At 57.1% G+C, this 12,184-nt stretch carries 10 protein-coding genes and 1 pseudogene; 5 read left to right on the forward strand and 6 right to left on the reverse strand.

What is annotated here, in order from left to right:
- Window positions 1-277 precede the first annotated feature (277 nt).
- On the reverse strand, window positions 278-1,039 hold the full coding sequence (locus DJ73_RS13475) for a CPBP family intramembrane glutamic endopeptidase (protein WP_094523948.1): 762 nt from the start codon (window positions 1,037-1,039) through the stop codon (window positions 278-280).
- A gap of 252 nt (window positions 1,040-1,291) precedes the next feature.
- On the opposite strand from DJ73_RS13475, the gene DJ73_RS13480 reads away from it, so the two are divergent.
- The 3 genes from DJ73_RS13480 (at window position 1,292) to DJ73_RS19860 (ending at window position 4,194) form a co-directional block, all read left to right on the forward strand.
- Window positions 1,292-2,053, forward strand: coding sequence for an ArsR family transcriptional regulator (locus DJ73_RS13480; RefSeq protein ID WP_254921663.1), 762 nt, complete (start codon window positions 1,292-1,294; stop codon window positions 2,051-2,053).
- A gap of 251 nt (window positions 2,054-2,304) precedes the next feature.
- A complete protein-coding gene (locus DJ73_RS13485; protein ID WP_094523950.1) occupies window positions 2,305-3,567 on the forward strand; it encodes an RNA-guided endonuclease TnpB family protein in 1,263 nt (420 codons plus the stop codon).
- 66 nt (window positions 3,568-3,633) lie between these two features.
- Window positions 3,634-4,194: a hypothetical protein gene (locus DJ73_RS19860; RefSeq protein WP_141211996.1), complete on the forward strand. Its 561-nt coding sequence runs from the start codon at window positions 3,634-3,636 to the stop codon at window positions 4,192-4,194.
- A 44-nt stretch (window positions 4,195-4,238) separates the two neighbouring features.
- Here the strand turns inward: DJ73_RS19860 and DJ73_RS13490 are convergent, their stop codons facing one another.
- The 3 genes from DJ73_RS13490 to DJ73_RS13500 all read right to left on the reverse strand — a co-directional run bounded on the left by DJ73_RS13490 (window position 4,239) and on the right by DJ73_RS13500 (window position 5,845).
- Complete coding sequence (locus tag DJ73_RS13490) at window positions 4,239-4,721, reverse strand: hypothetical protein (RefSeq protein ID WP_241881405.1); 483 nt, start codon at window positions 4,719-4,721, stop codon at window positions 4,239-4,241.
- Window positions 4,722-4,904: 183 nt separating this feature from the next.
- On the reverse strand, window positions 4,905-5,105 hold the full coding sequence (locus DJ73_RS13495; RefSeq protein WP_094523952.1) for a hypothetical protein: 201 nt from the start codon (window positions 5,103-5,105) through the stop codon (window positions 4,905-4,907).
- The gene (locus DJ73_RS13500; RefSeq protein WP_094526491.1) at window positions 5,105-5,845 is read right to left on the reverse strand and encodes a DUF4097 family beta strand repeat-containing protein; all 741 of its coding nucleotides are present in this window, start codon (window positions 5,843-5,845) and stop codon (window positions 5,105-5,107) included. Before DJ73_RS13500 ends, DJ73_RS13495 begins: the two co-directional genes overlap by 1 nt.
- 383 nt (window positions 5,846-6,228) lie before the next feature.
- On the opposite strand from DJ73_RS13500, the gene DJ73_RS13505 reads away from it, so the two are divergent.
- Window positions 6,229-6,972, forward strand: a complete 744-nt coding sequence (locus DJ73_RS13505; RefSeq protein ID WP_241881403.1) for a hypothetical protein — start codon at window positions 6,229-6,231, stop codon at window positions 6,970-6,972.
- A gap of 103 nt (window positions 6,973-7,075) precedes the next feature.
- On the opposite strand, the gene DJ73_RS13510 is transcribed toward DJ73_RS13505, so the two are convergent.
- Both DJ73_RS13510 and DJ73_RS13515 read right to left on the reverse strand, forming a co-directional pair.
- Window positions 7,076-9,988, reverse strand: coding sequence for a PAS domain S-box protein (locus DJ73_RS13510; RefSeq protein ID WP_094558230.1), 2,913 nt, complete (start codon window positions 9,986-9,988; stop codon window positions 7,076-7,078).
- 804 nt (window positions 9,989-10,792) lie between these two features.
- Window positions 10,793-11,646 (reverse strand): annotated as a pseudogene (locus DJ73_RS13515) (IS5 family transposase).
- A 144-nt stretch (window positions 11,647-11,790) separates the two neighbouring features.
- On the opposite strand from DJ73_RS13515, the gene DJ73_RS13520 reads away from it, so the two are divergent.
- Window positions 11,791-12,087: a hypothetical protein gene (locus DJ73_RS13520; protein ID WP_074796968.1), complete on the forward strand. Its 297-nt coding sequence runs from the start codon at window positions 11,791-11,793 to the stop codon at window positions 12,085-12,087.
- Window positions 12,088-12,184 lie beyond the last annotated feature (97 nt).

A 12,184-nucleotide genomic window follows, 5' to 3' on the forward strand; every position in this document is an offset into this window, starting at 1 on the left:
AGAGGTAGCTGAACGGGTATCGAGGAGACGGAACACGACGCCAAATGCCCGGCCACATCGCTGGCGCAGATCGGTCAAAAACCGCCCCAGAAGCCAGTGGAGAGCGCGAGAAATGATGGGTGATCCCACCAGACTATGCCACGGCGATGGGATATGCTCATCAGTCGGATACTTATTTGAATACCGCCTCCGACCGGCGGCTACCTCAACGGTGTACCCTTTCGAATGTTAATCCCAGAGCAGTGTTTCAATCCCCGAAACGCGAATCCACTGGATCTTAGGTGAGTAGGGGCGCGACAAAGATCACGGCATTAAAAACACCGTGAACGAGCGCAGGGGCGACGAAGGTACTGGTCCGTTCGAACACCCACCCGAATATCCCTCCCATCACGGAGTAATAAAGCGTCATATGGGCAACTGCGGCAATCGGCGGCGACAGAAGGAGGACCGGGTAGACGTGAAACAGCGCAAACACGAGGCTGGCCGTACCGATCGCGGTTCTAGCCGAGAACGACGCACGGAGTCGCTGCTGGATGACGCCCCGGAAAAAGAACTCCTCGACAGGACCGATCAACGCAAGCGACAGGACTGCCGCGATGACGAGGCCGACACCCGTCGGTGCTGCGAGATTTGTGTACTGCATGAATCCAGGAGAGAGTTCGACGCTCGGAAGAACCGCGTCAGTGCTTACAAGCGAGAGGAACGCGGTCGCGAAACTCAGCCCCAGTCCGCCGACAAGAGCAGGAACGCCGTCTCGGTCTGGAACGTGAATCGGGACTTGGAACGACGAGCGAAATGAAACGTACCCGATACCAACGAGCAGGAATGAAAGTTCGGTCGCGATGCTTCCAGCGATAAATATGAGCGTCGCTCCGGCATCGGAACCGACGGCTGAGACAGCGGCGAGTGAGGCAGCCAAGTTCAACACGACAGTGATCGGTATCGTGAAGGCGAGAAACGCCACCGCACTGGCGACACCAGTCTCATCATTAAGTTGATTCGGAACGGTCGCTTCTAGCGTGGAGGGCAAATCGACCATAGATGACGGAACGGGTGACTGGGTGGTAAGTGTTATCTGGACGACCATTAAGTTGGTTCAGTAACAAATCAAATACCCGACCGGAAACAACAGCACTATCATACACCAATGACGGGTGAGCGTGAGGCAAGTGAGTCGGCGTATGCAGCGTTGACCGACGAGACTCGGGTCCGAATCCTGCTAACTCTCGCAGGTCGGTACGACGAAGCGTGGTCGTCCGGGTGGCCAACGTTCTCCGAGTTACGAGAGCAAGTGGGCGTCGAGGACACAAGCCGATTCAGTTACCACCTGTCTGAGCTTCAAGACGGCTTCATTCAGAAGGTGGACGGGCGGTACCGTCCCCGAATAGCCGCCTTGGAAATCGTCGCCGCAATTCGGGCGGGGAGTTATAAGACACAAAATGGCGACAAACGGTACGAAATCGAAGAGCAGGAGACGGAGTATGGGTGTCCCCACTGCGATCGGAATCTCGTCGCCGCGTACCGAGAGCACTACCTATATATCGGCTGTCCGGACCACGGCGCCGCTGTGGCGTACCCGACGCCGCCGCGAGCAACTGAAAACCGGTCACTCGACGCAGTTATCGATGTCACGCTCCGAAACCACGCGTGTGATATCCGGCTCTTGCGTAACGGGGTTTGCCCGCACTGTTGGGGATCAGCGGGGTTGTCGCTCCCCCGTGACTCCGTTCCAGAGACGTATCTCCACCAAGACGTACCGTATGCCACCGCGGCATGTGACACCTGCTGGCTGTCGTATCCGATCCCGATCGCACAGACGGTCCTGGGGCATCACGCCGTTGAGGCACTGTACGCGACACACGGCCTGCGTCCGCGTGATGCGCAGATCGGACCGCACAGTCTTACGGAGGTAAGCAACGTGCGTACCGGTGACGCGGTGCCGACCGCCGCACAGGTTGTAGTCCGTCTCGCTGACGGGTCAGTCGAGTTCGATCTCGACGAAAACTGTCGCATTCGTCGCTACGACGCGAGCGATACAGGACTGACACAGTGACCACGGCGACAATACCGTTGGAAGCTTCACAGAGACACTGATTTTAGCTGAATACAGGCGGTAATCCCCCTTCCTCAACGAGCAGCGCAGTCCGCCCAAGCGGACAAGCAGCGCAGTAGGGAGAGGATACACCGCCGTCATCGTCTCTCAGACACGTGCTTGTTGCCGGGGCACAGGCCCACGGGGCGACTACTTTCACTCCGGACGGCCAGGGTTGATACGTCTGTCACGCCTCTCTCGAAGTGCGTGGAATGAACTACAACTACAGGTATCGCCTCAAGCCAACCGAGCGGCAGCGAGAAACGTTGGACTACCACCGCGATACCTGTCGACAACTCTACAACCACGCCCTGTACCGGTTCAACCAGACCCCCGAACACGAGGGCACCGTTAAACAGCGTGTGCGGAAGATTCGTGACGAACTTCCCGACCTCAAAGACTGGTGGGATGCACTCACCGACGTGTATTCGAAAGTACTTCAGCCCACAGTCATGCGGATTGCCAAGAATATCACCGCTCTCGGGAAGCTCAAAGAACAGGGCTACACCGTCGGTGAACTTCGGTGGAAGTCGCCTCGGGAGTTTCGCAGTTTCACCTACAACCAGTCTGGCTTCGAACTCGACAAGAAGGGTGGTCAGACCGTGTTGTCTCTGTCGAAACTCGCGGATATCCCCATCGAACACCACCGATCGCTGCCTGACGAAGCCACGATCAAGGAAGTCACGCTCAAACAGGAGAAAACCGGCGAGTGGTTCGCTATCTTCGGTATCGAGATGGACACAGACCCGCCGGCCAAGCCACCGTTGGAGGATGTTGGCACTGACGAGATGGTCGGGGTCGACGTGGGCATCCTGAAGTATGCCCACGACACTGACGGAACGGCAGTCGAATCGCTCGACCTCTCGGAAGAACGCGACAGACTCGAACGGGAGCAACGGAACCTCTCACGCAAAGAGTACGAGTCGAACAACTGGAAGAACCAACGTCAGCGTGTCGCTGCGTGTCACCAGAAAATCAAGCGCAAACGGCGTGATTTCCTACACAAACTCTCGAACTACTACGCTCGGGAGTACGAACTGGTGGCCGTCGAAGACCTCGATGTCAAAGGGATGCTCGAATCACCGCGAAACAGCCGCAATACGGCGTCAGCGGCGTGGAATATCTTCACCGATATGCTCGAAACGAAGTGTGAGCGTGAAGGCACGCACTTCGTGGAAGTTGAACCCGAAGGAACCTCCAAAGAGTGCGCTCAGTGTGGTGTCGAAACCGACAAGCCGCTGTCGGTGCGTGAACACTCCTGTCCTGCCTGTGGTTTCAAGGCGGACAGAGACGCAAACGCAGCGTGGAACATTCTTTCTCGCGGACTCACCAAACTAGGAGTGGGCCACTCCAAAGGAACGCCTGTGGAGACTGCGCTCCCTGCGGACACCGCGGTTGTGTCTACAAAGCGCGTCGTAGAAACAGGAAGCCCCTGCCTCAAGGAGCCGCCGAAGGCGGTGAGTAGGCAGGGGTAGTTCACCTGTGTTTCTCCGCCCGAGACACGGAACAGGAAGTATACGGGAGACGACCGATCAGCCGGTATGACAGACGACGCCTCAACGGGCGGGCCTAGCTCCAAGGTTGACCGAGCTACGTCACACTCTGACACTTACTCGGATCGGGCGTACACGTGGCTTTCACGGAACGGGCTCTACGTCTGGGCCGGGATTTCCGTAGTGGTGATGGCGCTCGCAGCACTTGCTGTCCCGCTTTTGGCCTTCGGGTCATTAGCAGCGATCGGCGGAGAAGGGTCGATACTCGCTGGCGGAACCGCCATCGTTCTCCTCTGTACTGTCTTGCTACTCGGTTTGGCAGTCGTACTACTCAGTTACGCATACTTAGAGGTAGATCGTCGGGGGATCCCGTTCGTCGGAGACCGCAGTACGCAGACGTTAGCATATGATAGCATCCGAACGATAGAGACGGTCGCGGCGGGAACGTTCGTCGGCGGACTCCTCACAATGCTCGGACTAGCGGTTTCAGTGGGTAACGTTCCAACAATACTCTCAGTTACCGTGCTAGCAGCCGCTATCGGACTCCCGATAACAGTGTTGGTACACGCAGCCGGGCGCTTTGTGTTGTTTGTTGCTGACACGGACTAGGAACCCGCTGTCGAATGCATACTCGCGAAACTGTTTTCCCCCGGTTAGCTGGTCTCGTTTGTCTGACCGAGATCCGAGAACGACTCTCCGACTCGAAGCGCGATCGGTTCACTTTGGTCGCTCGAGCCGATAGAGATGGCGACGATTTCCTCTTCAGTATTAGTAATCGAAAATCGCTGATTCAGCTGTGAAGTCCCTGCTATCACGGTATCCGCGAGCTCCAAGTCAACTTGATACTCGCCGGTGGTGGTCCATACGTCGGCGTAGGCGACGATATTACTCTCACCGTCTGACTCGGTAGAGGGAACGTCGAACGGTGTATCGAGGACCGTCTCTCCATCGGGGTCTACGACTTCGATCGACCCGCTGACCTCCTGATTCAGCTGGTTGAGGAGGTTGACCTCTTTGAAGACTCGGTTGCCGATCGCATTAAGTACTGTCGAGCAGCCGGCGGTGGACGCTACGGCGGCACTAGCACCGATTGCGAGGGCTCGCCGTCGCGTAACGGAGTCGGATGACGAACGCATGTGTCGATTCATCGTTGGAAGGCGTATTGCTATCGATGTGGTTTTAGATTAAACCCGTTCGGAGTGTCTCTGGCGGTGAAATGGTTTGATAGAGTGCCTTTAGGAAACAACACGGATTTGAACGCGTGGACCTCAGCGCTTCACAAGTTCCCCACGGGCAGTTCAGCCCTTTAGAGAGGTTATTTATCGAGTCATGGATGTGTACAGCACATGAAGAGACAGTACGAAACTCCCGGCGATTAGGCCGGCGATTCCGCCATAGAGCGGAGCGATCTCAAACGAGGGCGCTATCAAATACCCGCTAGCAAATCCTAGCGGGTCAAAGACTGCTGCGAGGATCATGAGCTGAACTGCGAAGTCCTTTGATTGGAACCATCTGATCATCAGTTTACCTCCCTACCGCGGATAGTAATATCACCGTTCATACTAGTTGCTGTAACACGGTGCGTACCGTTTCCAACCATCCGGTCGACCGCTGCCCCAGACTCAGTTGAATCCGCTTGGAATCTGTTGATTATGGTGTCGCCATTGGTTGTGTCAAACGATATTGCTGGCTCCGCAGTTGCTGGCAGGGTAATTGAGATATCACCGTTTGTCGTGTCGGTTCGGATTTCAACAGGCGCAGATGCTAAAAGTGTGATATCGCCGTTTGTCGTATCGGCGGTGACGCTCTCAGCTTCGCTAGTTTCTATATCGACATCACCGTTCGTCGCCTCAGCAGTAAGGTGTAATCCTTCAGGAACGGTCAGTGTCAGATTCATCTGTAGTGGGGACGAACCGAAGGGAAGGAAGCTGCTACCTTCCGTGTCAACAGTGAGCGACAGGCGGCCGTCGGATTGGTCGGCTTGTAGCGTGATGCGGTCAAGATCTTCCTCGCTTGCTGCCCGTTTTTTGCCGTCGAGCTGGATCGTCTCACGCTGCGCATCACGAATCGTAATGTCACCGTTTACGCCTTGGACGTTGATTTCTGAGACGTCGGTTCCGTCATACTCTCTGGTGACCGTGGTTTCAGCCTCGAGAGATCCGGACGTACATCCTGCGAGAGCGGCAGTTCCGGCAGCAATACACGAACCAAGCAGACTGCGTCTCGACAGTCTTTGCCCCGCCCAATCAGGACTGCTCATACGGGGCCCATGGCATACGCCGATGATAAATCGGCTACTCGCGTCTCAGGCTCAGAAGCACGTACCCGCAAACCGCTGGGTGGCTACTTAGCTAATCAGATCAGACACTAGGGGCACGCTTCGAGATCACCAGTAGTCATGGCAACTGACTCGTTCACGTAGCCGTCAACTCATGGTTTTATATTGAGCTGATGCTGAGAATGGCGGTGCCGTGTCAGGGGGCTTCCCTCCGTGTGGCCCGCGGATTGCTTGTGCTTCTGATATTTCCATGTGAGTCTATTTGATGTAGTGATAAAGTTCCAACACACCTCCGTGAAACGCCGAGTTTCAGAGAGTGAAACGCGTCAGTACAATGTATCAGGTCGACACGAGATGTATCTAGCGTGACACTCAACATTGGTTCATCGCTTGCTGGCGGAATCAGTCGTGTCGCGAATCGTAACGGCTTGCTGTTGATGGTCGCATATTTGATTATCGGGGCTGCGTGGCAGATCCCGTTTTATAGCGCTGTCGTCACGGGGCTTGAGCAGTCAGGTACGCCGACAGAGAACGTAGCTCTCCCGTCAATCGACGCCCCGCTTGCCGTTTCCGTGAGCGCAGCTATCCTCATGTTGCTCGGGCTTCAATGGCTCACGGTTGTCACGATTCGAACGTTTGTCGGCGGTCATACACGGACAATTCCGTCAGAGTACTACACGCGAAATATTGTGCCGGTCCTGCTAAACTCACTCGTTGGTGGGCTCATATACGGGGTTCTCATGTTCGTCGGATCAGTGCTCTTTGTTATTCCCGGGATCATCGCGTACGTCGCGTTCATCTTCATGATCGTGTATGTTGCGGTAGAGGACAAGAACTTCATCGCCGGGTTTCGAGATAGCTGGCAGCTAACGCGCGGCCATTGGCTGCGACTGTTTGGATTATTATTAGTAGTTGTCGCTGGGATTGGGCTCATCTCAGGTGTGTTAACAGCGATTACATCGTTAGTGGTCGGTGCCATTGCCGGGCAAGCAATAGGAATCCTGCTGTCAGGTATTGTCGGACTCCCGTTTTCGCTACTCATCCTTGCGACCCTAGCAGAAGCATTCACCCAACTGCGAGAGAGTGAAAAAAGGGTGGTGACATCGTAGGTTGTACTAACTGTGATCGTAGTGGAACGTGTCACCTGCTGAGAATTTCAACAAAGCAGAACGAGCCTGTTCGGAACCGGGCGTGCTGCTTCATTCACAGCCGTCAGCGCAGCACGTTTGGCAAAGAAAGGTGAACGGCAGTTCCGCCATCGGTGGGCCGCTCGAACTCGATACCGCCACCGAGTTGCCGAACACCCCAGTTGACAAGCCAGAGGCCGATCCCGTGATTGTGCTGGAACGGCGATTCACCGTCGGCTCGGAACGGAGTGAGCACGCGGTCAGGGATGCCGGGTCCGTCGTCACGCACCGTGATTCGCGTCTCATCATTAGCCGTAGACGGCGTCGTCTCAATTTCGACGTCCGGGGAGTCGCCACCGTGTTCGACGGCGTTCTCGACGAGCTCGCTTAAGACCAGCCGAAAGACAGCTGTATCAGCTGGTGCGGGAGCCTCCGCGGAGTACAGTTGAATCGTCGCTTCGTCGTGAGACTCACGGAGGTCGGCGACGACAGACTCCAGTACTGTTCCGACTCTGCGATTTTCCGGTTGGTCGTTGTCCTGAAGCATCTGACTGGCGGCACGCGCCTTACCGCTCAGTTCCAAGAGACTGTTCGCGATGTCGTGAACGCTTTCGGCGTATCCTCGGACGACCTCGTCTTCCGCCGTCTCCTCAATTGCAGCCGTGTATCCCAAGACCGCATCCATATCGTTCCGCACGTTGTGCCTCAGCACGCGGTTCAACACTTGTACCCGCTCTTCGCGGTCACGCCGTCCGGTGACGTCACGAGCGATAGTGACCACACGCTGCTCGCCGCCAATCTCTGTTAACGTCGCGTTGACCTCAAGCCATACTACCTCGCCGCTGGCGGTCCGCAGCGCCCACTCGATGTCTCTCGCCGGATCACCGGATTTGGCCACGTCGCGGACGACCTCTCCGATCGTGTCCGCATCGAATCCGAGTGCCGTCGCCGTCACCTCTTCTGGGTCCATATCGATGATCGTGTCGCGGTCATATCCCAGGAGCTCACACATGGTGTCGTTGACGTCGAGCAGCTCCGCAGTCTGCGGGTCGTAGATCCCGATCACGTCCGTCACGCCGTTGAAGACCTGTTCGAACTCTCGTTCGCGACGCTTCCGCTCCGTGATATCACGCTGGATCGACAGGACTCGCTGTTCACCACCGATCTCAGCCGTCGCCAACGTGACCTCGATCCATGATTGCTCCTCGTCCGGCGGCGCGACTTTCCACTCGATGGTCTTCGGTTCACCGGAACCGGCGACAGTCTGAATTAGTTCTTTGCCGCGTTCCGCTGTGTACCCGTCCCCAGTCGCGCTGAGACCCTCGATACCGAGTTCGCGAATGCGCTCGAGATCGTCGCACCCTACAAGCTCGTGATACGAATCGTTGACACTGGTAAAGGAGATTGTCTGCGGGTCGAAGATAGCGATAGCGTCGTTGACTCCATTGAAGATCTGCTCGTACTCCCGCTCGCGACGTTTCTGTTCTGTAATATCGCGCATCAACGAGAGGACACGTCGCTGGCCGCCTACAGTCGCGACTGTGAGGTTCGCTTCGATGAGACGGTGGTCGCCCTCGGCAGTCTCAATTCGCCACTCGACTGTTTTATCCTCCTCGTCTTCGCCGACATCGGTGATGAGCCGTCTCGCGCGCTCATCAGTGTACCCCTCTTCGGGAACACTGAGGTCGTTGATTCCTTGTTGAAGAATCGTGTCGTAGTCGTATCCGAACAGTTCGACGTAACTGTCGTTCACGTCGACCATTTCACCCGTGTCGGGGTCGTGGACTGCGATCGCAGTGGTAACGCCGTTGAATATCTGCTCGTACTCGCGCTCACGGCGCCGCGCATCGGTAACGTCTCGAATGACCCCGACGATCCGGTCAACGGCACCGCCTGGACCGCGGCTCGGATAGCCGCGTACCTCAACCCAACGTGTCTCACCGTCCACGCGGAGTCGGTGACTGAACGTGTACGGCCCCGACTCCTCCCCGCGGATGTGTTCGCTCATGGCGACGAGGTCCGAGTGGTACGCCTCGCGGTCGTCCGGATGAACGGCGTCGAGAACGGCCATCGGGTCGTCATACAGGCGTTCGACCGGTTGGTCGAACAAATCCGCGTAGGCCTCGTTGATAAAGAGAACCTCCGAGAGATCCGCACGTGCCAAATAAACGACCTCATCGATATGAGTCGAGATCTCGCGGAACTGACGGCGCTGCCGTCGACGGTCGGTCACGTCCGTGGCGGTCGCCAACACCAGTTCCTGATCGTCTATCGTGACTGTCGTCAGCGTCGCTTCGACCCAGACGTGTTCGCCGTCGGCCGTCTCAAGCGGCCATTCAATTGGACCGACGGTTCCGCTCTCCGTCGCGGAGGTGATAATCTCCATAGCAGCGGCCTGATCGTACCCGTCGATACTCGCAGTGTAATCGCCAACCTGCATCGAAATGAGCTCCGCTCGGTCATACTTCAGCAACTCACAGAGCCGCCGATTCGCGTGGATCAACTCTCCCGTCCGGGGGTCATGAAGCGTCAGTGGCTCAGAGACGTTGTCGTAGATGGTCCGATAGTCGGCGGTCGGCCGTTCCTCCGTCGCGGTAACCGCCCGCTTGAGCACTGTCGTCGGCGATTGCGCGAGCAGTTCCCACGGCAGATACTCCGTCACACCGGCCTCAAGCGCTTCGGCGATCGATGCCTCCGTAGGGGCGACGTACACCACCGGTGGGGCGGAGTCACGGGCGGCGTTCCGGACCGTCCAGTTGCTGACCTCGGTCAGTGACGCGGCTGTATCGGCGTCTGTCCGGTCGACGCTGCCCGACTCAGGCGTTACCGCGGCAACCACGCAATCGAACTCCTCGACTGAGCCGGGAGCGTCACGTCCGGCAGGTGCTATTGAAACAGCCACGTCAAGCGAATCCTGCGCGTCTTGGAGCGTCGTTTCGACCGACGCTGGCCCCACCACGCCAATTGTCGGGTGTCGTTGCGTGAAAACCTCGGGCATTCTCTCTGTGAGTTGAAGTTTATAGAACAATAACGCTACGCTCGTGCTACCGGTTGTTTGGGCCGGTAGACGGCTAATTCATCCTCTCTATAGCCGGATTGACGCCCTCCCACAGTTGAGACCGTGGAGGTCTTCCGGTGAAGGATATTGGCTATGCCGTTCCACCGAGGCAAGTTTTCCGCCGCCTGTACTCCGGTTAGTACGCTCTTGGTTGGGGTGTGCCCTATTGATGGAGTGTGGTCTCTCTGACCAGTTGCGGTCGTCCCACGTGAAGCGCACAGACCATGCCACCGGCCCGACTTCTGATTTCGAGGTGTACTGGTGGTTGCAGATGTACGTCCTCAACTCTCTGTCGCCATCTAGTTGACAGACGTTGATTCAGGCCGTCTCAAGAATTTTAGCTCTATTGAATTGACATCCTCCTCCGCCTGAAGGCTGAGGAATCCCGAGCGGTGGGAGTTTCAGGTTCGCAACCATGACTCCGCCGCTTTACGGGAGTTCACATCTAACCCAGTCGTCGTGTTCGGTGGCTGACTGGCGGTGCCAAACCGCCGATACTCCTATCCTCGACGCCGTTGATTCCATCTGTTGTTTGTGCCAGCAGGGAGTTGCTGACGCGTCGCCGGACTCGGAGTTATCTTCGGGTTGCTTGACCGACAGGCACAACGACGAACCCTCCGAGGATTCGCGTTCACCACGTCGGTGTTTCGGATACTGTCTCATTGAATGGCGGAGAGACCGCTCCCGGAGGTTGTTCGAAATCCTCTCTGTTCTGCTTTGTTGAATCCGATGACGGCGTGGGGATCACTGTTTGAGTGCCTGTTCGAGGTTGTAGACTGTGGCGGTCACCACGAGCTCGCGGAACTCGCGGTACCACGCGCGAGGGTGGACAGCGGGGCCGAACCGACGCTTGATAGCCGAAAAGGCGGTCTCGGCCATCCAGCGCTGGCCGTATAGCTCGCTGTCCAACCGTGCGTTGTGCGCGCGATCGTACAAGCAGCGAACAACCGATGACGCAGCAGGGGCCGGACGCCCTCTGATCGGAGGGCGTCCCGGAGAGATTGGTCGTCATAGCCCTTGTCGCCGGCGAGACTTTCGATTTTCTCGGTGTTACGAAGGGCGACTCGACGGCCAGTCTGGGTGTCGTGAGGCCAGTGTGCCGAGCAGTGAAGATCGAGGATGGCACACAAGTCTGTATCGACGAGTGCCGTCGTTTTGAGCGTGCTTATGTGGCGATCAGAGCGGTGTTGGTAGTGTCTCGATGCCGTTTCCCGATCGAAGAATGTGGCATCGATGGCACCGTGCGAGCCCGGATCGCAGATGGTCGCTGACTCATGAAGGAAGCCGCGCCACACTGACATGGGCACCCTCTCAAACGACCGGTACAGCGTTGAGGGTGCGGGAAATGCCGTTCGAGCGAGCTGTAACAGACCACGAACGCGATCCATCTCACTCGCCCAATCGACGACCTCGCGGTACGTCGCATCCATATGAACCCGCAAAAAGTGGAGCGTGACATGCTTCCAGCCGGGAAATCCGTTGCCAGTCGGATCACTCACCGCCGTTGGACTGGCGGCGCAGCGCTTTTGAGCCAGCGACGCGGCTTGCTTAACGAAGCGGAAGAGGAGTTTAGACGGCTCTGTTGAAATCCTCAGCAGGTGATATGTTTTTGCAGCTGTGCTGAATATAGAGCACGAGTCGGTCAGCGCCATCAGCACCGTTTCACGATCACACTATACTCGTCTCAGCGGCGGGTACGCAAACCCAGCAATATTTGAACGTCGCCGGAGACAACACGCTTGATGCCCTCCATTATCGATGAGACCGTGTTCGGCGAGCCCTCTAGAGGGGTTGGACTGGTTTTTCTCTGTGGCGCACTTCTGATAGCCGGGCAGCAAGCGTACTACGTCATTCTAAAAGGGGCGACGCTCTACTATGCCACACTATTTATTGGTGCTGGGATGGCCCTCTCCGGCATTGCCGAGTCCTTGCCAAAATCTCGACGACGGGCTTCTGGTGCCCTGCGACTCACAGCGATCGCTGTACTGGCGGGTATTCTCGTGATCGGCTTCGTCAGGCCCGAGCTCCTCTTAGTGTGATTGAGCCGGTTGGGTTGAGTTCACCGCTCTTGTAAGGAGTTCATTCGCACGGAGGACTCATTGGGAGTGACCGAAAAGACAAGGGGTGAACTTGCTA

It is taken from the genome of Halorubrum sp. Ea1, assembly GCF_002252965.1.
Taxonomy (GTDB): Archaea; Halobacteriota; Halobacteria; order Halobacteriales; family Haloferacaceae; genus Halorubrum.